Annotated in this window: 21 protein-coding genes; 9 read left to right on the top strand and 12 right to left on the bottom strand. The window is 72.4% G+C overall.

All coding sequences use genetic code 11. The features are described from left to right. Positions 1-2: 2 nt before the first annotated feature. Positions 3-1,175: an acetoin utilization protein AcuC gene (locus AB0K15_RS07705; RefSeq protein ID WP_364046811.1), complete on the bottom strand. Its 1,173-nt coding sequence runs from the start codon at positions 1,173-1,175 to the stop codon at positions 3-5. A gap of 79 nt (positions 1,176-1,254) precedes the next feature. Then, complete coding sequence (locus AB0K15_RS07700; protein ID WP_364046808.1) at positions 1,255-2,094, bottom strand: sulfurtransferase; 840 nt, start codon at positions 2,092-2,094, stop codon at positions 1,255-1,257. Between the two features lie 110 nt (positions 2,095-2,204). Here AB0K15_RS07700 and AB0K15_RS07695 point away from each other — a divergent pair, with 110 nt between their 5' ends. The 3 genes from AB0K15_RS07695 to galE all read left to right on the top strand — a co-directional run bounded on the left by AB0K15_RS07695 (position 2,205) and on the right by galE (position 5,821). Beyond that, positions 2,205-2,927 (top strand): metal-dependent transcriptional regulator, encoded by a 723-nt coding sequence (locus AB0K15_RS07695; RefSeq protein WP_304504291.1) that lies wholly within the window; start codon positions 2,205-2,207, stop codon positions 2,925-2,927. Beyond that, positions 2,924-4,108, top strand: a complete 1,185-nt coding sequence (gene galK, locus AB0K15_RS07690) for a galactokinase (protein WP_364046805.1) — start codon at positions 2,924-2,926, stop codon at positions 4,106-4,108. The genes AB0K15_RS07695 and galK overlap by 4 nt, the downstream gene beginning before the upstream one ends. 732 nt (positions 4,109-4,840) lie before the next feature. Then, positions 4,841-5,821: a UDP-glucose 4-epimerase GalE gene (galE, locus tag AB0K15_RS07685; protein ID WP_364046802.1), complete on the top strand. Its 981-nt coding sequence runs from the start codon at positions 4,841-4,843 to the stop codon at positions 5,819-5,821. A gap of 213 nt (positions 5,822-6,034) precedes the next feature. Here the strand turns inward: galE and AB0K15_RS07680 are convergent, their stop codons facing one another. Beyond that, positions 6,035-7,102 (bottom strand): DUF4192 domain-containing protein, encoded by a 1,068-nt coding sequence (locus AB0K15_RS07680; protein WP_364046799.1) that lies wholly within the window; start codon positions 7,100-7,102, stop codon positions 6,035-6,037. A gap of 135 nt (positions 7,103-7,237) precedes the next feature. Further along, positions 7,238-8,089 (bottom strand): M23 family metallopeptidase, encoded by an 852-nt coding sequence (locus tag AB0K15_RS07675; protein ID WP_364046796.1) that lies wholly within the window; start codon positions 8,087-8,089, stop codon positions 7,238-7,240. Between the two features lie 239 nt (positions 8,090-8,328). Between AB0K15_RS07675 and AB0K15_RS07670 the strand changes: the two genes are divergently transcribed. Both AB0K15_RS07670 and AB0K15_RS07665 read left to right on the top strand, forming a co-directional pair. Continuing rightward, positions 8,329-9,459: a histidine kinase gene (locus AB0K15_RS07670; protein ID WP_364046793.1), complete on the top strand. Its 1,131-nt coding sequence runs from the start codon at positions 8,329-8,331 to the stop codon at positions 9,457-9,459. After that, positions 9,456-10,097, top strand: a complete 642-nt coding sequence (locus AB0K15_RS07665) for a response regulator transcription factor (RefSeq protein WP_364047945.1) — start codon at positions 9,456-9,458, stop codon at positions 10,095-10,097. The genes AB0K15_RS07670 and AB0K15_RS07665 overlap by 4 nt, the downstream gene beginning before the upstream one ends. Before the next feature lie 13 nt (positions 10,098-10,110). Here the strand turns inward: AB0K15_RS07665 and AB0K15_RS07660 are convergent, their stop codons facing one another. Continuing rightward, the gene (locus AB0K15_RS07660) at positions 10,111-11,889 is read right to left on the bottom strand and encodes a Xaa-Pro dipeptidyl-peptidase (RefSeq protein ID WP_364046790.1); all 1,779 of its coding nucleotides are present in this window, start codon (positions 11,887-11,889) and stop codon (positions 10,111-10,113) included. Positions 11,890-11,975: 86 nt separating this feature from the next. Here AB0K15_RS07660 and AB0K15_RS07655 point away from each other — a divergent pair, with 86 nt between their 5' ends. Next, positions 11,976-13,517 carry a DUF4139 domain-containing protein gene (locus AB0K15_RS07655; protein WP_364046787.1) on the top strand — a complete coding sequence of 514 codons (1,542 nt, stop codon included), beginning with the start codon at positions 11,976-11,978 and terminating at the stop codon, positions 13,515-13,517. Positions 13,518-13,520: 3 nt separating this feature from the next. Here the strand turns inward: AB0K15_RS07655 and AB0K15_RS07650 are convergent, their stop codons facing one another. The 3 genes from AB0K15_RS07650 to AB0K15_RS07640 form a co-directional block, all read right to left on the bottom strand. Continuing rightward, entirely contained in the window at positions 13,521-13,952 is a 432-nt protein-coding gene (locus AB0K15_RS07650) for a CBS domain-containing protein (protein ID WP_364046784.1), read from the bottom strand. A gap of 100 nt (positions 13,953-14,052) precedes the next feature. Further along, positions 14,053-14,499, bottom strand: coding sequence for a hypothetical protein (locus AB0K15_RS07645; protein ID WP_364046781.1), 447 nt, complete (start codon positions 14,497-14,499; stop codon positions 14,053-14,055). Continuing rightward, positions 14,496-15,920: a PLP-dependent aminotransferase family protein gene (locus tag AB0K15_RS07640; RefSeq protein ID WP_364046778.1), complete on the bottom strand. Its 1,425-nt coding sequence runs from the start codon at positions 15,918-15,920 to the stop codon at positions 14,496-14,498. Before AB0K15_RS07640 ends, AB0K15_RS07645 begins: the two co-directional genes overlap by 4 nt. An 81-nt stretch (positions 15,921-16,001) precedes the next feature. Here AB0K15_RS07640 and AB0K15_RS07635 point away from each other — a divergent pair, with 81 nt between their 5' ends. Then, a complete protein-coding gene (locus AB0K15_RS07635) occupies positions 16,002-16,580 on the top strand; it encodes a TIGR03086 family metal-binding protein (RefSeq protein WP_364046775.1) in 579 nt (192 codons plus the stop codon). On the opposite strand, the gene AB0K15_RS07630 is transcribed toward AB0K15_RS07635, so the two are convergent. Next, positions 16,573-17,499 carry a neutral zinc metallopeptidase gene (locus AB0K15_RS07630; protein ID WP_364047943.1) on the bottom strand — a complete coding sequence of 309 codons (927 nt, stop codon included), beginning with the start codon at positions 17,497-17,499 and terminating at the stop codon, positions 16,573-16,575. The genes AB0K15_RS07635 and AB0K15_RS07630 overlap by 8 nt on opposite strands. Positions 17,500-17,680: 181 nt before the next feature. Between AB0K15_RS07630 and AB0K15_RS07625 the strand changes: the two genes are divergently transcribed. Further along, the gene (locus AB0K15_RS07625; protein WP_364046772.1) at positions 17,681-19,690 is read left to right on the top strand and encodes a prolyl oligopeptidase family serine peptidase; all 2,010 of its coding nucleotides are present in this window, start codon (positions 17,681-17,683) and stop codon (positions 19,688-19,690) included. A 31-nt stretch (positions 19,691-19,721) separates the two neighbouring features. On the opposite strand, the gene AB0K15_RS07620 is transcribed toward AB0K15_RS07625, so the two are convergent. Continuing rightward, complete coding sequence (locus AB0K15_RS07620; protein ID WP_364046769.1) at positions 19,722-19,847, bottom strand: hypothetical protein; 126 nt, start codon at positions 19,845-19,847, stop codon at positions 19,722-19,724. Continuing rightward, a complete protein-coding gene (locus tag AB0K15_RS07615) occupies positions 19,844-20,077 on the bottom strand; it encodes a hypothetical protein (RefSeq protein WP_364046766.1) in 234 nt (77 codons plus the stop codon). Before AB0K15_RS07615 ends, AB0K15_RS07620 begins: the two co-directional genes overlap by 4 nt. A gap of 71 nt (positions 20,078-20,148) precedes the next feature. Between AB0K15_RS07615 and AB0K15_RS07610 the strand changes: the two genes are divergently transcribed. Next, entirely contained in the window at positions 20,149-20,781 is a 633-nt protein-coding gene (locus AB0K15_RS07610; protein WP_364046763.1) for a TetR family transcriptional regulator C-terminal domain-containing protein, read from the top strand. On the opposite strand, the gene AB0K15_RS07605 is transcribed toward AB0K15_RS07610, so the two are convergent. Continuing rightward, positions 20,747-21,481 (bottom strand): ferritin-like domain-containing protein, encoded by a 735-nt coding sequence (locus tag AB0K15_RS07605; RefSeq protein ID WP_364047941.1) that lies wholly within the window; start codon positions 21,479-21,481, stop codon positions 20,747-20,749. The genes AB0K15_RS07610 and AB0K15_RS07605 overlap by 35 nt on opposite strands. Positions 21,482-21,556 lie beyond the last annotated feature (75 nt).

Here is a 21,556-nt window from a genome sequence, read left to right as displayed (position 1 = left end):
GGTCAGTCCCTGGGATCGTCCGGGTCGAGACCGTGCAGCGGGAACACCGCGCGGCGGGTGTCTCGGATCGCGATGTCGACCGCGTCGTCGGCCGCGTCGCCCCACGGCTTGAACGCGGTGTCCTTGTCGTCGGTCATCGCGTGCGGGATCTCGGCGGTGGGCGCGGCCTTGGTGATCGAGGAGACCCAGCCGGGCGGCAGCGCCGTGTCGGGTGCGACGTCGCGGTCGAGCACCGTGGCGATCAGGTGCGTCCACGAACGCGGGACCACGCGGATCAGCTGGTAACCGCCTCCGCCGACGGCGAGCCAGCGGCCGCCGCTGTAGGTCTCGGCGAGGTCGCGCATCGTCGAGTAGATGGTGCGGTGCCCGTCGACCGACAGCGAAAGGTCGGCCAGCGGGTCTTCCTCGTGCGAGTCGACCCCGCACTGCGTCACGAGGATCTGCGGCTCGAACTCCGCCAGCAGCGAGGGCACGACCGCGTTGAACGCCCGCAGCCAGCCGGGGTCCTTCGTCTGCGGCGGCAGTGGGATGTTCACCGAGGTGCCGGCGGCCTTGCCGGTACCGATCTCGGCGGCGTAGCCGGTGCCGGGCCAGAGCGTGAACGGGTGCTGGTGCAGCGAAACGGTGAGCACGCGCGGGTCGTCGTAGAAGGCGGTCTGGACGCCGTCGCCGTGGTGCACGTCGGTGTCGAGGTAGGCGATGCGGTCGAAACCGTGGTCGAGCAGCCAGGAGATGGCGATGGCGCAGTCGTTGTAGACGCAGAAGCCCGACGCGTAGTCGCGCATCGCGTGATGCAGCCCGCCCGCGACGTTGACCGCGCGCTTCACCTCGCCCTCGGCGATCTTGCGCGCCGCGAGCAGCGTCGAGCCGACCACGAGCGCCGACGCGTCGTGCATCCCGCTGAACACCGGGTTGTCCGCCGTGCCCAGCCCGTGACCGACGTCCCAGCCGACCAGCGGCGCCTCCCGCACGGCCGCCAGGTACTCGGGCGCGTGGATCCGCAGCAGCTCCTCGTCACCCGCGGTGGTGGGCAAGAGCAGCTCGACGTCGTTCAGCACGCCCAGCTCCGTGGCCAGCCGGATCGTGAGCTCCAGGCGGACGGGGTTGAACGGGTGCTCTCCGCCCAGGTCGTATCCCAGCAGCGCGGCATCCCAGACGACAGCAGGCGAGGACATGTACCGCACTGTACTGGCCTCGGCGCGCCCGAGCCGGGTTCGGCTTCGGTGCCGTGCGGTGGTTCGAGCGGGTCGTGGATCAGCCGCGCTCGGGACCGGTGGCGGCGGGGCGTTCGGGGTCGCGCGACCAGTGCGACCAGGAGCCGGTGTACAGCGCCGCCGGCTCGGGGTGGCCCGCGACCTCGAGCGCGAGCACGACCGACGACGCCGTGACGCCGGAGCCGCAATACGCGCCGACGGGGGTGCCCGCGGTCAGGCCCAGGCCGGCGAAGCGCGCGGCGAGGTCGGCGGGCGCGCGCCAGCGGCCGTCGTCCCCGACGTGCTCGGACGACGGCGCGCTGACCGCCCCGGGGATGTGGCCGGCGCGCGGGTCGACCGGCTCGGTCTCGCCCGTGTAGCGCGCGTGGGCGCGGGCGTCGAACAGCACGCCTTCCCGGGCGCGGGCGGCGGCTTCGTCGGCGGTGAGCACCGGCATGCCGCCCGGGCGCACCTCGAAGTCGCCGGGTTCGGGGGCAGGCGCGTCGGTGGTCGTCTCACGGCCTTCGGTGAGCCACGCTGCGTAACCGCCGTCGAGCACGGCCACGTCGGTGTGGCCGGCCCAGCGCAGCAGCCACCAGGCGCGGGCGGCGACGGAGCCGTCGGCGTCGTCGTACACGACCACCGGGCGCCCGGCGCTCACGCCGGCTTCGCGCAGTTCACGCTGCAGGTCCGCGGGGTCGGGCAGGGGGTGGCGGCCGCCGTCGCCGGGCGGCGCGGCCAGCGCCGTGTCGAGGTCGACGAACACCGCGCCGGGCACGTGCCCCTCGCGGTAGGACTCGGCGGCGGGCGGCCCGGCCAGGCGCCAGCGGACGTCCAGCACCACGGGGCGCCGCGCCTCGGGCACGGCGGCGAGCTCGGCGGGGGTGATCAACGGTCCCATGTGCCCCATCCTGCAGGTCCGGGCGCCTCGCGCGCACCCGGGCCGGACTTTTCAGCCCGCCCGGCTTGTTATGTCGGCGCGTGCCGTCGCTGTCGGGGCCAACGACTACGATGAGCTACGCGGACGAAGGGGACAGCGTGAACGATCTCATCGACACCACCGAGATGTACTTGCGTACCATCTACGAGCTTGAAGAAGAGGGTGTCGTCCCGCTGCGGGCCCGGATCGCGGAACGCCTGCAGCAGAGCGGGCCGACCGTGAGCCAGACCGTGGCCAGAATGGAACGCGACGGGCTGGTGGTCGTCGCCGACGACCGGCACCTGCAGCTGACCGACCACGGTCGTGAGCTGGCCATCGCCGTCATGCGCAAGCACCGTCTCGCCGAGCGCCTCCTCGTCGACGTCATCGGGCTCGAGTGGGAGCACGTGCACACCGAGGCGTGCCGCTGGGAACACGTGATGAGCGAGGCCGTCGAGCGCAAGCTGGTCAAGCTGCTCGACCACCCGACCACCTCGCCCTACGGCAACCCGATCCCGGGCCTCGACAAGCTGGGCGACGGCGACCCGGCCCCGCCCGCCGAGTCCGACCTCGTGCGCCTCGACGAGTTCGCCCGCACCGGCGGCGGCGACGTCGTGGTGCGGCGCATCGCCGAGCACGTGCAGCTCGACGAGTCGCTGCTCACCGAGCTCAAGTCCGTCGGCATCGTGCCCGGCGGCCGCGTCACGGTCGGCAAGGCCAACGGCGGCACCGTGACCATCGAGGTCACCGGAAGCGACTCCTCGGCGCAGGTCTCCACCTCGGCGCTGCACGCCGTGCTGGCGCAGGCCAGGTGAGCCCCGCCGAAGACGCCGCCGCCGCGTTCCACCGGATCCACGGCCGTGCCCCGGCCGGGGTCTGGTCCGCTCCCGGCCGGGTGAACCTGATCGGCGAGCACACCGACTACAACGACGGCTTCGTGCTGCCCTTCGCCCTCCCCCACCGTCTCGCCGTGGCGGCGACGCCGCGCGACGACGGCAAGCTCAACGTCGCCACCCTCGGCGACGACGGCCAGTTCCAGTACTCGGACCTCCTCGACATCGCTTCCCTCGAACCGGGTTCGGTCGAGGGCTGGGCCGCCTACCCCGCCGGCGTCGCCTGGGTGCTGCGCGACCACGGCCACGCCGCGGGCGCCGACCTCGTCATCGCCGGCGACGTCCCCTCCGGCGCCGGCCTGTCCTCGTCCCACGCCCTCGAGTGCGCCGTCACGCTCGCGCTGCTCGGCCTCGCCGGCGTGGAGCTCGACGCCGAACTGCCCGGCACCCCGACCCGCCCGGAGATCGCCCGCTGGGTGCAGCGCTCCGAGAACGACTTCGTCGGCGCCCCCACGGGCCTGCTGGACCAGACGGCGTCGTTGTGCTGCCAGGACTCCTGCGTGCTGTTCCTCGACGTCCGCTCGGGCGAGATGGAGCAGGTGCCCTTCCCGCTCGCCGAGGCCGGCGTCCGCGTGCTGATCATGGACACGCGCACCAAGCACTCCCACGCCGAAGGCGGCTACGGCGAACGCCGCCGCGGCACCGAGCGCGCCGCCGAGCTGCTGGGCGTGAAGGCCCTGCGCGACGTCACCCTTTCCGGGCTCGACGCCGCCCTGGCCCAGCTGCCCGACGACCTCGCGCCGCTCGTGCGCCACGTGGTCACCGAGAACCAGCGCGTGCTCGACGTCGTGGCCCTGCTCCGCCAGGGCCGCCTCACCGACATCGGCCCGCACCTGGACGCCTCCCACGCCAGCATGCGCGACGACTACCGCATCTCCACCTCCGAACTCGACCTCGCCGTGGACTCCGCCCGCTCCGCCGGCGCCCTCGGCGCCCGCATGACCGGCGGCGGCTTCGGCGGCTCGGCCATCGCCCTGGTCCGCGAGGCCGACCTGGAGCACGTCCGCACCGCCGTCGAGGAGGCCTTCGAGGCCGCCGGCCTCCGCCGCCCCCGCACCTTCACCGCCCTCCCTTCCCGCGGCGCGGGCCGCGACACCGTCTGACGCTGCACCGGCTTCGGCTGCGTTGGCCGCAGCGCTGCCCTCGGGACTCCGGTCTCGGGGGCAGTGTCGTGTCCGGGGTTGGGCCGGGGCTCCGGGGCGGGGCGCTCACCGTCTGACGCTGCACCGGCTTCGGCTGCGTTGGCCGCTGCCCTGCCCTCCGGACTCCGGTCTCGGGGGCAGCGTCGCATCCGGCGTTGAACCCCGGGCCGCGCAGCGCGGGGCGCTCACCATCTGACGCTGCACCGGCTTCGGCTGCGTTGGCCGCTGCCCTGCCCTCCGGACTCCGGTCTCGGAGGCAGCGTCACATCCGGCGTTGAACCCCGGGCCCCGAAGCGCGGAGCGCTCACAGTCCGGCTCTCTGGCAAGGGCGTCAGGCGCGGCAGCCGGGCTGGCTCGCGCGATGGGGCGCTGGTGCTCCCGCCGCGTGTCCTGTACGGCGGGCCGGCCGAGGGAGACGTCTGTCGCGGCCCGAGGAAGCGCCGCGGCTCCGGCAGAGCGCCACCCGGGTCTGGCAACCCTGTTCCGCGCGGGCCTCGGCCGAGGCCCGCCGTGCGCCGCGCACCGGGTCGCGTGGGTCCGGTGGCCGCGCGGCTGCAGAGCCGAGGCGGGCCATCGGCCGCCGGTCGGAGCGGGCGGGGCGGGTCGGCCGCGGCAACCCCCGGGCGGCCGGGCGCGGCGCGGTGAGGGGAGACTGTGGCGCACAGTCACCGCCCACAGCAGAAAGGCCACACCGTGACGGACCCGCAGAGCCCCCTGAAACTGATCGTCACGGGTGGCGCCGGCTACGTGGGCAGCGTGTGCGCCGCGCGGCTCATCGAGGCCGGTCACCAGGTCACGGTCGTGGACGACCTGTCCACCGGGCACGCCGACGCCGTGCACCCCGACGCGCGCTTCATCGAGGGCGACGCCGCCGCCGTGGCGGCCGACGTGCTCGGCGAGGGCTTCGACGGCGTGCTGCACTTCGCCGCGAAGTCGCTCGTCGGCGAGTCGATGACGGACCCGGCGAAGTACTGGGAAGGCAACGTCGTCACCTCCCTGCGCCTGCTGGAGGCCATGAAGGCCCACGGCACGCCGCGCCTGGTGTTCTCCTCCACCGCGGCCACGTACGGCGAGCCCGAGTCGTCGCCGATCCCGGAGACCGCGCCGACGCAGCCGACCAACACCTACGGCGCGTCCAAGCTCGCGATCGACCACGCCATCACGAGCTTCGCCCGCGCCCACGGGCTCGCCGCGGTGAGCCTGCGCTACTTCAACGTCGCCGGCGCCTACCACACCTTCGGCGAGCGCCACACCACCGAAACCCACCTCATCCCCCTCGTGCTCCAGGTCGCCACCGGCGACCGCGCCCACATCTCCATCTACGGCGACGACTACCCGACGCCCGACCACACGGCCGTGCGCGACTACATCCACGTCGTCGACCTCGCCGACGCCCACCAGCTCGCCCTGCGCCACGCGACGCCCGGCGAGCACCGCATCTACAACCTCGGCAGCGGCACCGGCTTCTCCGTGCTGGAGGTCGTCGAGTCCTGCCGCCGCGTGACCGGCCACCCGATCCCCGCCGAGGTCGCCCCGCGCCGCGCGGGCGACCCGTCGGTTCTCGTGGCCTCCAGCGAAAAGGCCGGCCGCGAACTCGGCTGGAAACCCGAGCGCACCGACCTCGACGGCATCGTCTCCGACGCCTGGGCGTTCACCCAGTCGCGCCGCTCCTGACCGATCTCCCGTCCGGCGGGTCCGGGCTCCTGGTGAGCCCGGACCCGCCGGACGCGTTTTCCCTGCTGCATCACCACGTTCCGGCATTCCACGCCGAGTTGTGGGCCGTCGCACCGCGGATCCGCCGGCCGAGAGCGACACCCGCCGGCCCACCGATCGCCTGGGCCGCGACGACATCCGGGCCAGCGCGCGGCACCGGATCCGCGGGAGCCGTCACGGCCCGAGGTCAGGTGGATCGTCCACGCTCAGCTCCGGCAACGACAGACCCAGGTCCACGGCATCCGGCAGCGAAGCCAGCCCGGCGAGTCTCGCCGGGTCGGTGCCGAGGTTCCAGACCGCGTGGAGGAGCTGCGCCAGGACGTGCCCGGGGCAGGCGTCCAGGGCGTTGGTCAGGGCCATGCCCGCGAGCGCGCCCTCGCTGCGCATGAGCGCGGCGTAGGCGACGAGGGCGGCGGCGTCCGCGCGATGGGGCGCGGGCAGTTCGCGCACGAGCTCCAGCCACAGGCTCATCGCGGCCACGGCGACGGGCGACTCCGGCGGAACCGCGGTCGCCAGGCAGGCGTCGCGGACCTTCGGGACGCGCAGGGCTCGGGCGAGGCGCACCGCCTGGTCGTCCGACGGCGGACCTTCGGCCCGGCGGTGGCGGAAGAACGCCGCGCGTACCTCGGCGGCCGCCGCGAGCACGTCGTCGGGATCCCCCGGTGGGGCCGCGCGGGAGAGCAGGGCGCGGCGCCGCACCAAAGCCGCGGGAGAACGGGGCTCCATCAAGGCCAAGACGTCCTCGCGGCGGGGGAAGGAGACGAAGCCGGCGTTGGTGGTCGTCGCGGCCACCACGGTGGCGCGCGGATCCGGCAGCAGGCCGCCGCAGGTGGGTTCGCGGTAGCACGCCCACGGCGCCCCGGCCGCGATCTCCGGTGTCCACAGTGGATGCATCACGGGCAGTTCGTACTCCTTGAGCGCCCGGCCGAGCTCCGCGGCGAACTCGGCGTGCGGCAGCTCGCCGCCGGGGCCGGCCCGCCCGCCGACGATCACCACCGTGACGCCCGTGTGGTCGTCCACGCGGAACCGCGGCGCGAGCGCATCCGCCTGCTCCGCGAGGAGATCACGCGGCGGCAGGTCCGCGCGCAGGATCAGGCCGATCCGCGTGCCGGGCGGGCGATGTCCGAGCAGCACCACGGAATCGGCGGGCGTGAAGCCGAGCAGGTACGGGAGCGCCGCGATGAGCTGCGCCGGGTCGGCGAGCAGGACCCGGGCCGTGCCGGGTGGGGTCGAGGTGGTCACGCACTCCACTGTGCGGCGGGAAACGGGCGAGGGAAGGCGCTCGGGGAAATCTGTGGACAGCCGTGGTAGTTGTGGAAAACCCGGCCCAGCCACGCAGGCTGGACCGGGTTCGTGTCGGTGCCGTGTGCTAGGCGCTCAGCCGCAGTGTTCGAACGGACTCGTGTAGGCGTCCGAGCCCACCGAACCGCCCCACTTCACGCAGGTGGCGCCCGCGGTCTTCTTCACCGGCCCCGCGTAGTAGGTGAAATTGCCCGAGTCGGTCGTGCGCGCCTGGCCCTCCACTTCCAGGAACGCCGACGTCGGGCTCGCGGTCCCCAGCGAAACGGACTTCAGCGTCGTCACGCAGTTGGCCTTCGTCGAGGCGTTGTACAGCAGGTACGCGGTGCCGGACGAGCCCAGCCCCTGCTGGTCGATCACCGAGAACCCGGAGCCGCACACCTCGGTGGCCGAATAAGGGTTGCCACCGCAGTTGTTCTTGCTCGTGAAGTCCTTCTTGCCGTAGTAGACGGCCGCGACGCCGTTCAGCACGGCCTTCTGCGTCACGCCGTTGAGGTTCTCCTCGAAGTGCAGGTGCGGTCCCGTCACGCCGCCCGTCGCGCCCGCCTTGCCGATTTCGGCGCCCCCGCTCACCTTCTGGCCTACGGACACCTCCTGCGCGGACAGGTGCGCGTAGCGGGTCCGCCAGCCGCCGCCGTGGTCGAGCTCGATCCAGCGGCCGTAGCTGGTGCTGCCCTCGTTCTCGACGCGCGTGACGGTGCCGGCCACCGACGCGACCACGGGCATGCCCGTGATGCCGGACTTCTGGAAGTCGACGGAGTTGGCGGGGTTGTGCCCGCTGAACGTCGCGGCCGTCACGGTGACCCCGCACTTGAACGGCACCTGGAAGTTCGGCGCGGCGGACGCGGGCGCCTGGGCGGCGAACGTGAGACCGAGCGCGGGCAACACCGCGGCAGCGGCGAACACAGCGAGCCGTCGCAACCTGGACATGGTGCGTACCTCCTGTTTGACGTGGATGACGCGAACCAGGAAAGCGACGCGAAGTACATTTTGCGTACATGCCGGGCAAACCACCTGGTAGCAACGGGTGTCCCGGCGGCGAACGGCCTCGACGGACACTGTTTCCGACGCCGGCCTCGAGAGCGCGAAACCATTCCGCGAAACGCCTTCGCAGCCCACCGTGCGAGAGGCCCTCCCGTACATTCTCCCTACAAGCAACGGGGAGGGACATGACCACCACGACCACCGGGAACCGCTGGCGGCTCGGCGCGCCCGACTGGGTGCGGTGGGGGTTCGTGGTGTTCCCGTTGATCATCTCGATCCCGTACCTCACCGGGTGGTGGGCGTGGGCGCTGTTCGGCGTGACGCTGGTGGCGTCGGCGCCACTGCTGCCCGCGACGCCGGCGTCGCGCCCGGCGTGGGTGTTGCCCGCGGCGATGCCGGTGGTGGTCGCGGCGGCGGGGGCGCTGTGGGTGCTCGATCCGAACAGCTGGATGTCGGTGGCGATGTTCAGCACGACGTTCTACACGCTGCGGACGTTCGGCCGGGGGCTGACCGCCGTGGTGCTGATGTCGAGCGCCGGCGCCATCGTCGCGTGGGCCGTGGTGCACCGGCTCGACTGGCTGAACGCGCTCGCGCTGTTCGCCATCCTCATCGTGATGGTCCTGCTCGCCGCGAGCCGGCGCGACCGCGCGGCGCGGCTGGAGCAGACGGAGCTCGCGCTGGCCCGCGCGCAGACCGCCACCGAGGAGCACGCGCGCGCGGCGGCGCTGGCCGAACGGGCGCGCATCGCCCGTGAGGTGCACGACGTTCTCGCCCATTCTCTGGCCGGCCTCGCGCTCAACCTGCAGGGCGCCCGGCTGATGCTCGTGCGCGACGGCGCCAGCCCCGAAGCCGTCGCCCAGATCGAACGCGCCCAGAAGCTGGCCTCGGACGGGCTGTCCGAGGCGCGCAAGGCCGTCGCCGCGCTGCGGGAGGACGCCGTGCCCGCGCAGCGCGCCGTGGCCGACCTGCTCGCGGGCTACCGCCTGGACACGGGCGCACGAGCCGACCTGGTCGTGGAGGGCGAGCCGCGGGAGCTCGACGCCGGTGTGACCACCGCGCTCGTCCGGGCCGTGCAGGAGGCGCTGTCGAACACGCGCAAGCACGCGCCGGGAGCCGAGGTGGACGTCACGCTCGCCTTCGCGGAGTCACACGTCGAGCTGACGGTGCTCGACCGCCAGGGCCGCCGTCCGCCGGATGCGCCCGCGGCGGGATACGGTTTGCGCGGCATGGCCGAGCGGGTCGCGCTGCTCGAAGGAAAACTGGACAGCGGGCCGGGAGAGGACGGATGGCGGATTCACCTGACGGTGCCGGCGTGAACCTGCGCGTGGTACTGGCCGACGACCAGGCCGTGGTGCGAGAGGGCCTCGTGACGTTGCTGGGGTTGCTGCCCGGCGTCGAGGTGGTCGGCGCGGCCGCCGACGGCGACGCCGCGCTGGAGCTCGTCGCCGAGCACCACCCGGACGTCCTGCTCGTCGACCTGCGCATGCCCCGCCGCGACGGCGTCTCCACGACCGAGGCCGTCCGCGAGCGCTACCCGTCGACGGAGGTCGTGGTCCTCACCACCTACACCGACGACGAGTCCCTGCTCGGCGCCCTGCGCGCCGGCGCCCGCGGCTTCCTCACGAAAGACGCCGACGCCGAGGCCATCGCGCGCGCGTTGCGGTCCGCCGCGGCCGGTCAGTCCACAGTGGACGGCGAGCTGCAGCGCCGCCTCGTCGACGCCGCCACGCGCCGGGCCCCCGTGCGCGCGGCGGAGGTCGAGGGCCTGACGGCGCGCGAGATCGAGGTGCTGCGCCTCATCGCGTCGGGCCTGTCGAACACGGAGATCGCGCGGGAGCTGGTGGTCAGCGAGGCCACGGTGAAGACGCACGTGAACCACCTGTTCTCCAAGGCCGGCCTGCGGGACCGCGCGCAGGCCGTCGCGTTCGCCTACCGGGCGGGGATCGCGGACTAGCGCAGCCCGTCGCTCAGAAGCCCAGCTTCCCCCCGGTGACCGGCAGCGTCAGCGACGTGCGGGTGAGGTCCAGCGACAGCCCGGCGCCCGGACGCGGCCGGAGGGTGTAGTCGTGGTCGCTGGAGGCCACGAGGAGCTCCAGACGGTGCCCGGTCGCCAGCACGTAGTCCTTCGGCATCAGGGAAACCCCGATGCGGTACGAAGTCCCGGGCACGATCGGCGAGGTCACCGCGGGCGAAACGCGGTTCTGCGGGTCGGTCCAGCCGCGCGTGATCACGAAGGACTTGCCGTCCGGGGCGCGGTCCAGCAGGGCCACCGTGACGTTGGCGGCGGGCCGGTCGAACGACAGCTGCAGGTCGGCGCGCGCGGTGCCCGAGAGGCGCAGCGGCGACTTCACCGCGGGAGTCCCGTAGAGCAGGCGGTTGCCCGACGAAGGGGCGTCGGCGAGTTGCTGCACGGTCTTCGACGCGTCGTCGGCCAGGACCTCCACTGTGGGGCGGCCAGGCACGGCGACGGCGGAGAGGGTGCCCTTCGCGCGGCCGCCCGGCCACGGGTGTACCTGCACGTCACGAGTGCCCGGCGCGGGCCAGTCGGCCTCGTCGACCCAGGACTTGTCCTCGCGCTGGATCGTCGCCTTCGGTTCGCGCTCGATGCCGTTGTCGACGCCGTAGAGGTAGTGCGACAGCCACTTGTTCAACGTCGTCAGCCACACGTCACGGCGCAGTGAGATCGGGTCCGCGTGGCCCGACTGGTGCAGCCAGATCTTGTGCTCCACCCCGTGCGCCTTCAGGGCTTCGTACCACGAAGCGACCTGGTCGGTCTTCACGTTCCAGTCGTTCAGCCCGTGCACGGCGAGCACGGACGCGTGCACCTTTCCCACGTCGTTGCGGTAGTTGCGCACGTCCCAGAACGGGCCGTAGTCGCCGGTCACCCGGTCCTGATCGGCGGTGAGCCCGTCGATCACCGGACGGCAGATCTGCCGGTCGGCCCGCGTGTAGACGTACTCGGCCAGCACGTCGGTGTCCTCGCCCTGGAAACCGCCGGCGGCGACGACCGCGCCGTCGTTGCGGTAGTACTCGTACCAGTTCGAGATCGCGGCGATCGGCACGATCGTCTCGAGGCCCGCGACGCCGGTGCTCGCGACGGCGTTGGGCAGGGTTCCGTTGTAGGACACGCCCATCATGCCCGTGTGCCCGGTGCTCCAGCCCGCCGTCACGGGCGCGCCGGCCTCGTCGCGGGCCGGGGCGCGGCCGTTGAGCCAGTCGACGACCGACCGCGCGCCCACGGTCTCGTTCACGTCGCCGGTGGTCGGGCAACCGGTGGACAGGCCCGTACCCAGGGATTCCCCGTACACGACGGCGAACCCGCGGGCGGTGAAGTAATCCTGGTAGCTCCAGCGGATCGGCGGCGCCGCGTGCGGGCCGACGCCGACGGCGGCGACACGCGAGGAATCCGGCACCGACAGCTCCACGTCCACGTTGTGGTTCGCGACGTCGTTGCCGCCCGCGAAGTACGGGCTCGCCTGGTAGACCACCGGCACCTTCATGCCGGCGTCGGTCGCGCGGGGTCGGACCACCTGCGCGTGGACGAGGTCGTCCTGCCCGTCGTGGTCGCTGTCCACCGGTGCGGTGACCCAGACGTCCTCGCGCACCACGTCGGCCGGGTCGAACACCGGCTGCGCCTGCCCGTCGGAGAACACCGGTGCGGGTGGCGGATCCGCCTGCGCCACCCCCGTTCCGAGCGGCAGCACGAGCACAGCAGCGAGCACGGACGCGATCCGAGCAGCTCCCACCAGAACCCCCCAAGCCGGACGAAGCGGGCGATCACCCCGACACTTCCGGCAACCGCGTCCGCCGTCAACCGACTAACGTCGGAGTCATGGATGCTCCGATCGTCGCCGTGACCGTTTATCCGCAGCACGCGCGGGTCACCCGCCGCGGCCGGGCGAACCTGGCCGAGGGCGCCCGCGTGCGGATCACCGGCCTGCCGCTGGCGCTCGACGCGGAATCGGTGCGCGTCGCGGGAACCGGCGCCGCGCTGATCACCGGCGTCGACGTCGGTTACGAGCAGCACGCCGGGCCTGCCGACCCCGCGCTCAACGCGCTCGTCGAGCAACGGCGCACGGACCAGGCCGCGATCGACGCCGTCGCCGACGACGAAGCGGCCGAAGCCGCGAAAGTCGAGCTGCTCACGGGCGTGGCGAAACGCAGCGGGGCGAGCTTCGCGAAGGCGCTGGCGTCGGGCGTCGCGGGGCCGACGCGCGTCGAGGAGGTCACCGAAGCGCTCGGCGGCCAGCTCGCCGCCGCGCTGCGCACCCGCCGGGCGCTCACCGAACGCCTCGAGCGGATGCGCGAGGACCTCGCGGCGTTGGAGCGCCGGATCGCGAACCACAGCGCGCAGTCCGAACAGGACAGTGCCAGTGTCACCGTCGATCTCGAACCGCAGGAAGACGCGGGAGAGATCGAAGTCGAACTGTCCTATGTGGTCCCCGGCGCCAGCTGGGAGCCGGGTTACGACGTGCGCGTGCACGACACGGACGTCACCGTGACCTCCTTCGGCCTGGTCAGCCAGCACACCGGCGAAGACTGGCCGGAGTGCGAGCTCGCCCTGTCGACCGCTCGCCCCGCGAGCACCGTCGTGGTGCCCGAGCTCGACCCGTGGTTCCTCGACCGCGTGCAGCCCGCCCCGCCGGCCCGGCCGATGGCCGCCTTCGCCGCGGCCGCGCCCGGCAGCGCCGCCGTGCGGGACAAGGCAGTTTCGTTGCGGCGCATGGCCCCGGTGTTCGCCGAGGCCGAGCAGGGCACCACCGCGGTCACCTACCGGCCGTCGCGCCCGGTCGCGATCCCGTCGGGCTCGCAGGGCCACCGGACCACGTTGGCGCAGCTCGATCTGACGGCCGAGCTCGGCTACGTGACCGCACCTGTGCAAGCAACGGAGGCATACCTGCGCGCAACCGTGGTGAACACCGGTGAGCACACGCTGCGTGCCGGGCGCGCGTCCGTCTTCCACGACACCGAGTTCGTCGGCACCACCCGGCTCGACCTGTGGGCTCCGGGCGAAGAGATCGAGCTCGCCCTCGGTGTGGACGACCGCATCCGCGTCGAACGCGACCTCGTGCGGCGCACGGCGAGCAAGGCCACGCTGTCGGGCCAGCGCCGCCGGGAAGCGGAGTACCGCATCACGGTGACCAACCACAGCCCGCGCGAAGCCGCGGTCACGGTGCTCGACCAGGCACCCGTCTCCCGCGACGAAGCCATCACGGTGCGCGACGTGCGCGCAACGCCCGACCCGGTGGAGACCACCGACCTCGGCGAGTTCACGTGGCGGCTCACGCTCGCGCCCGGTGCGACCGGGACGGTCACGCTCGCCTACCGCGTGGACGTCGCCAAGGGGGTGGAGCTCAGCGGCTGGCGGGAATGACCCTCAACCCTGCGCGATGTAGGCCTCGAGCTGCTCCTGGCTCTTCTCGAGCTGCTCGATCCGGGACTTCACCACGTCGCCGATGCTGATGATGCCGGCGAGGCGGCCGTCTTCGAGCACGGGCACGTGCCGGATGCGGCGTTCGGTCATCAGCACGCTCAGCTCGTCGACCGAGTCGTCGGGCCCGGCGCTGGCCACCATCTTCGTCATGATGTCCGCGACGGGACCGTCGAGGACCGTCGGGCCGTGGTCGTTGAGCCGGCGCACGACGTCGCGTTCGGACACGATCCCCGCGATGGCGCCTTCGGGTGTCACCACCACCATGGCACCGACGTTGTGGCGGGCGAGCCCGGCGAGCAGTTCGGTCACCGTGGTCCCCGGAGCCACCGTGGCGACAGCGGTGCCTTTGGTCCGGAGCAGATCCGCGATCCGCATGGTGTTCCCCTCTCCTCGTCGAGTTGGGTCACACCAGGTTAGGGCCCGGGTGCCGAGTGCGAAAGTCCGGCGAGCCGCGTTCACCCGTGGTATGGAGTGCTCACACCAGCCGTTCTGCCAAGCCTTCCAGCGCGGCGCGGATGCCGGCGGCGTAGTCGTCCTCGCCCAGCGCGTCGAGCTTTTCCCGGGCCGACGCGAGATGCCGGCGCGCGGCGTCGAGGTCACCCAGTTTGCGGTAGTCCTCGCCGAGATTGAGGTGCAGCGACGGGTAGAAGCCGCGTACGGCGAGCGTCGAGTGGTACTGCTGCGCGCGTTCGTCGGTGAGGGAATCGGCGGCGGCGAGGGCACGCAGGTCCCACTCGAGCTCTTCGGCGGGCTCGTCGCAGACGTCGGCGAGGTGGTGGGCCAGCGCGCAGCGGTGCAGCGGGTCACCGTCCTCGCCGATCTCCTGCCACAGCGCGAGGAACGTCTCGCGGGCGCCCACGCGGTCGCCCGCGATGTGCTTGCGCAGGCCCGCGTCGATCGCCACCATCACGTCGTCGGTCATCGCACTCCCTCGTCGAACACCCGGCGCAGCCGGGCCAGTCCCGGCTCGATGGCCTCGGCCGCGATCGCACCGTAGCCGAACAGCAATCCGTGGCAGGTTCGGGTCATCGCGAAGTCGCCGAGGGACAACAGGCGCACGCCGGCGTCGCGCGCGTTGCGGGCGACCAGGCGCAGATCACGGTCGGCCGAAGCACCCAAGTGCAGCCCGGCCGCCGCGGGTACGGGGTCGAGCACGTCACCGAACTCGCTGCGCAGGCCGTCGACGAGGAGGTCGTGGCGTTCGCGGTAGATCTTGCGCATCCGCCGGATGTGGCGCGCGAAGCCACCTTCGTCGATGAAGTCGGCCAGCACGGCCTGTTCGAGCGCGGGCGTGTGCCAGTCGGCGAGGTACTTCGCCTTCGCGAGCGCGCCCACGAGCGACGGCGGCGCGACAAGGAACCCCACTCGCAACGCCGGCGAGAGCACCTTCGACATCGACCCCACGTACACCACACGGCCGCGGGAATCCAGGCTGTGCAACGGTTCCAGCGGCCGTCCGGTGTAGCGGAACTCGCTGTCGTAGTCGTCCTCGATGATCACCGCGCCCGTGCGCTCGGCCCAGTCGAGCAGCTCCTGCCGCCGCGCCAACGACATCGCGACGCCGAGCGGGCACTGGTGCGAAGGCGTCACGTACACAACCCGCGTGCCGGCCGGGATCGCCTCGACGACGATCCCCTCGTCGTCCACTGGCACGCCCGCCACGCGCATGCCCAGGGTGCCGAGCAGTAGCCGCGGCGGCGGGTACCCGGGATCCTCCACGGCCACCAGGTCCCCGGCCTGCAACAGGACTCGCGCGACGAGGTCCACGGTCTGCTGGACTCCCGTCGTGACAACGATGTCCTCCGGCCGCACGCGGACGTTGCGCGACACCCCGAGGTGGCGCGCGAGGCCCTCGCGCAGCCGCGGATCGCCCTGCGGCGCGCCGTACAGGAGCAGATCGGCCTGCGACGCGCGCAGCCGCTGCGTCATCAGGCGGCGCCAGGTGTCGAACGGGAACAGTCGCACGTCCGGCACGCCGGAGCGGAAGTCGTACTCCGCCACCGGCCCGAACGAGCGTGGCGGGGGCGGCACCGTGGTCCACTCCGGACGCGGGCGCACGGCCTCCTCGGACTGCTCGGCCGCCGGCTCGGCGGGCCACGGCGCCGCACCCGACCGGACGAACGTGCCCGCGCCGGGCCGGGCGTTGAGGAAACCCTCGGCGGCGAGGCGCTCGTAGGCGGCGCTGACGGTCGTGCGCGAGACGGAGAGCCGCTGGGCCAGGTCGCGCGTGGGCGGCAGGGCGTCGCCGTCGCGGATCCGGCCGTCGAGCACGGCCTCGCGGATCTGGCGGTATATCTCGTCGCGGTGGCCTCGGCGGCCGTTCAGGTCGATGTGCAGGTCCACGTCGCCAGCCTAGATTGGTCCACCGGAGTTCGGCCGGTTTTGGACCTTCAACTGGTCCGCTGAGGCGGTTAGCGTCCGGGTATGACCACGTTCGAACTCGACCGCCAGTCTCTGCTCGTCCTCGACAAAATCGTGGCCGGAGCCACTGACCAGGACCTTTCCCGACCCACCCCCTGTGCCGGCTGGACGCTGGCCGACCTGCTGCGCCACCAGGTCAGTGAAAACCACGCCTTCGCCGAAGCCCTGCGCCGCGGCGAAGCGGCCGACTGGGACGCCGGGCGCCTCGGCGAAGACGCGTACGGCTCCTACGCCGCTTCGGTCGACGACTTCCTCGCCGCGTACGGCGAAGAGGGTGCGCTGCGCCGCCAGGTGAAGATCCACGAGATCGGCCCGTTCGCCGCCGAGATCGCCGCGGCCATGCACCTCGTCGACACGGTCGTGCACGGCTGGGACCTCGCGAAGACCTTCGGCGTGGCGTACGAGCCCGTGCAGGAGGGGGTGACGGCCGCCCTCGGCTTCGCCGCCATGGTGCCCACCGACCCGGCCGAACGCGCGGTGAGCGGCGCGTTCGGCGCGCTGGTCGAGGTGCCCGAGGGCGCCGGCGAACTCGACCGGCTGATCGGGTTGCTCGGACGCGACCCGGGCTGGAAGGTCAGCTGACCTCGTCGGCCGGCGCCGACCACGTGTTGCACGCAGCCGTGTTCTGGCCCGTGAAGCCGGCCTTCGCCCAGGACAGCTGGTGGGCGCGGCTGCCGTGGTCGTCGCTGTCGTCGGCGCGGCCGTAGTCGGCGACGGCCGCGTTGGCCGTGGCGCGGCTGATCGAGCCGCGCCCCTCGGCGGCGGCGATGAACAGCGCGCCGAAACAGTTGGCCTGCAGCTCGATGCGCCGCACCAGCGCCAGGTCGGCGGGGCTGTCCTGGTCCGGTGAGCTCATGCGGTCGGCCGCCGCGGTCAGGATGCCGCTCTCGCTCTGCACGTGGTGGCCGTATTCGTGGGCGATGGTCGCGAGGTGGCGGGAGCGGTTCAGCCCGGCGTCCGAGAGCATCCAGTCCGTGGGGGCGTAGATCGTGGTGTCGCCGCCGCAGTAGTAGGCCACGGCCTGGTCCTTCGACGGCGCCGCCCCGCACGCGCTCACCTTCGGCAGCGTCACGGACACCGAGACCTTGACGCTCGGCTCGTCCGCGCGGTCGAGCGCCGGGTGCCACGCCTGTTCCAGGCAGCCGGTGAGGGCCTCGTAGAACGCCGACAGCTCGGGCCCGGTGTCCCCCAGCTGCGGCAGCTCGCACGACACCGCGCCGAGCTTGACGCCGTCGGCCAGGATAGGGTTGTTCTCGAGCTCGGGCACCGCGTGGGGATCGGCCCGGGCTCCCTCGCCCGGCGACGCGTCGGAGCGGTGCACGGAGGTCGGCACGGCGATCGCGTGGCCGGACAGCTCGTGCGGGACCGCGGTCATGACGCCGGCCGTGGCGACCAGGATCACGAGCGCGACGACTCCGCCGACGACCCCGCCGTGACGGCGGCGCGGCGGACCGTGCGAAATCGGTGCCCACGGGTTCACGGCGGGTGGCCGGGCCGCCATCGGCGGCGGTGGCGGCGGCCCGGCCGGCTCCCTCGACGGCACCCCGCCCGCGTTTTCGCTCAAGTGCGCTCCCCCTGTCACCAGCGCGCTCCAGCATACGGAGCACCCGGCCGGGCGGGATCACGAAACGGGAACGCCGGACGGGTGGCCGGAACCCCCGCCCGGCGGCGAGACTGGGGCCATGAGTGTCGAAGATCCGTACCTGTGGCTGGAAGACGTGACCGGCGACGAGGCACTGGACTGGGTCCGCACGCGCAACGCCGAGACGCTGGACGTGCTCACGTCCGGCGAACGCTTCGCCGCGCTGCGGGACGAGATCCGCGAAGTGCTCGACGCCGGCGGGCGCATCCCCTATGTGACCCGCCGAGGGCCGAAGCTCTACAACTTCTGGCAGGACGCCGAGCACCCGCGCGGGCTGTGGCGGCGCACCACCCTCGAGGAGTACCGCAAGGCCGAGCCCGACTGGGAGGTGCTGCTCGACGTCGACGCGCTGGCCGAGGCCGAGAACGAGAACTGGGTGTGGAAGGGCGCCGCGGTGCTGCGGCCCGGCCACCGGCTGGGGCTCGTGCAGCTCTCGCGCGGCGGCGCCGACGCGACGGTGGTGCGCGAGTTCGACCTGGACGCGCACGAGTTCGTCGAAGGCGGCTACTTCCTGGCCGAAGCGAAGAACCGCGTCGGCTGGATCGACGAGGACCGCGTGTACGTGGGCACCGACTTCGGCCCGGGCACGCTGACCACCTCCGGCTACCCGCGCCTGACGAAGGAATGGCGCCGCGGCACGCCGCTCGACTCGGCGGAGCCGGTGTTCGAGGGCAAGCCCGACGACGTCGCGGTGGTCGCGTTCCACGACCCGACCGAAGGGTTCGAGCGAGACTTCGTGCACCGCTCGATCGATTTCTACCGCACCGAGGTGTTCCTGCGGACGCCGTCCGGGATGGAGAAGCTCGACCTGCCCGACGACGTGGAGCTGTCGGTGGAGCGCGAGTGGCTGTTCGTGCAGCCGCGCACGCCGTGGACCGTCGGCGCCACGGTGCACCCGGCCGGCGCGCTGCTCGTGATCGGGTTCGACGCGTTCCTGGCGGGCGAGCGGGACTTCACCGCGCTGTTCACGCCGGACGCGCACACTTCGCTCGAGTACTACACGTTCACCCGCAACCACGTGCTGCTCGCGAAGCTGCGTGACGTGAAGACGGAGCTGGTCGCCCTCACGCCCGGCCCCGACGGCTGGACGGAGGCGCCGCTGGGCGGGGCGCCGGAGTTCGGCAGCGCGGACATCGTGGGCACCGACCCGGACGAGAGCGACGAGTACCTCGTGGACTCGTCGAGCTACCTGCAGCCGTCGACCCTGAGCCGGGGTGAGGTGGGCGGCGAGGTCGAGGTGCTCAAGCAGGCGCCGGGGTTCTTCGACACGGCCGGGATCGAGGTCGCGCAGTACTTCGCGACGTCGGAGGACGCCACGTTGATCCCGTACTTCGTGGTGCGCCCGCCCGGCGCGCAGGACGGCCCGACTCTGCTCAACGGCTACGGCGGCTTCGAGGTTTCGCTGACGCCCTCGTACAGCGGCGTCATCGGCCGCGGCTGGGTCGCGCGCGGCGGCACGTACGTGGTCGCGAACATCCGCGGCGGCGGCGAGTACGGGCCGGAGTGGCACGCGCAGGCCGTGAAGGAAAACCGCCACAAGGTCTACGAGGACTTCTCCGCTGTCGCTCGCGACCTCGTCACGCGGGGCATCACGACGGCCGCACGGCTCGGCATCCTCGGCGGCAGCAACGGCGGGCTGCTGATGGGCGTGATGCTCACGCGGTACCCGGAGCTGTTCGGTGCCGTGGTGAGCCAGGTGCCGCTGCTCGACATGAAGCGCTACCACCTGCTGCTGGCGGGTGCGTCGTGGATGGCCGAGTGGGGCGACCCGGACGTGCCCGAGGAGTGGGAGTACATCGCGAAGTACTCGCCGTACCACAACGTCCACAAGGGACGGATGTACCCACCGACCCTGTTCGCGACGTCCACGAGGGACGACCGCGTGCACCCGGGCCACGCCCGCAAGATGATGGCGCGGATGCTCGAACAGGGCCACGACGTGCGCTACTACGAGAACATCGAGGGCGGCCACGGCGGCGCGGCGGACAACGCACAGCTGGCGTTCAAGTGGGCGCTGGTGTTCGAGTTCCTGTGGTCGCGGCTGTCCTGACGTGGTGGGGGCGCCTTGACCGGCGCCCCCTTCACCTCCCCGCCTTGCGCCGGATCACGACGGCGCCGATCACCAGCACCACCACCGCGCCGAGGCCGATCAGGCCCTTGACCAGCAGGTCCATCAGCAGGTGGTGCAGCAGCTCGTCGCCGTTCACCGGTCGTCGAACCGGTTGAGCGCTTCCCTGGCCACGCGGCTCCCGAGTCCACGCCGGGCCCCTCGCTCGTCCAGTACGCGCGCGGCGAACCGCGCCGCGGTCGTCACGTGGTGGCCCTTTCCCCGGCGTCGCAGCGTGACCACCACCGCGAACACCACCAGGCCGAGCACCACCAGCCCGGCGGCGATCAGGCCGAACCGGATCAGCAGCAGGTTGAGCACCGTCTCCATCGTCTCCCACCTCGTTTTCTATCACACCTGTGACATAAACAGTGGTATCACAGGTGTGATAGAAAGGTCCAGTGCCCAAGCAGGTGGACGGTGAGCAGCGGCGCGCGGACATCGCGGACGCCGTGCTGCGCCTCGCCGCGCGCGACGGCCTGCCGGCCGTGTCGCTGCGTTCGGTGGCTGCGGAGTCCGGCCTGAACATCGGTTCCGTCCGCCACTACTTCGACGGCCAGCGCGACCTGATGCGCTTCGCCATGCGCTCGACGATCGACCGGGTCACCGCCCGCTTGGAGCACCGCCGCAGCGCGCTGCGGCCCCTCTCGGAGCTGACGCCCGACGAGGCGGCTTCCCAGCTGACCGACTTCCTGGCCGAACTGCTGCCGCTCGACGCCCCCCGCCGCGCCGAAGCCACGGTGCTGGTCGAGTTCCTCGTGGCGGCCCGCGTGGACACCGACCTGACCGCTCTGGCCCACGAAGCCATGCGCGGCACGCTGGCCCTGTCCCGCCGCATCGTGGAGGCCCTGCGGTTGCCGCCCGCCGTGGCCGACCTGGAAGCCCAACGTCTGGCCGCGCTGCTGGACGGCCTCACGTTCCGCTCGGCCCTCCAACCGGACGCCACCACACCCGACGTGTGCCGGGACGTGCTGCGCGCGCACCTCGCTTCACTGGGGGTCAGAGCAGACCCCGCGGCCGCGCCCGGCGCGTGAACGGCCTCGTGCACACCACGTGCGTCCGTCCACCGTGGACTTCCACGACCACCTGCTCGAACCGCCCCAGCACCCCCGCCGCGAACGCGAGCCGCGTGACCCCGAGCGTCCTCAACGCCCGCCCGTGATCCACGAGGACGACGGACAACGCCCCCAGCAACAGGATCCGCCACCCGCCGGCGACGAGTTTTCCTTTCGCCCCGGGGAAAGCCCCTCGGAGCTGATCACAGTGGAACGGCACATGCCGCTCCTCGTCCGCCAGAATCCTCGCCGCGACCTCCCGCGTGAGGGGGTCACCGGTCCCGTCCCGCAGTGCTTTGTAGTAGCTCAGCGCCACGACCTCGGCGATCAGCAGCACCATCAGCTCCAGCCTCAGCCCGAGCGCCCGCCTCAGCCAGACGAACGCGGCGTCCGACCAGTGCCGGTGGATCGTCGTACTCCCCGCGGCCCGCAGCAGCTCGGCCAGCAGCCGCGCGTGATTCTGTTCCTCGACCACGAACAACTCGACGGCAGGCCGGTACCGCGGATCCGCCTTGGCGATCAGGTTGGCCCCGTCCCCCGACTCCCCCACCTGAAACCGCTGCACACTCCGCACCACCGCGGGGTCCAGCCGCGCCCCGCGCCCCCACTCCGGCTCCGGCCGTACCCGCCGCCGCTGTGCTTCTTCCCTGAACTCCCTGAGCCACTCCACGCGCCCGATGCTGTCGCACCGATGTGCGCACGGAACGGAGGAGGTGTGGAGATCTTGTGGCGAAATCCGGCACCGGCAAAGCAA

It is taken from the genome of Amycolatopsis sp. NPDC049253 (assembly GCF_040678995.1).
Lineage (GTDB): Bacteria > Actinomycetota > Actinomycetes > Mycobacteriales > Pseudonocardiaceae > Amycolatopsis.
This window is presented reverse-complemented; position numbering and strand designations above follow the sequence as displayed.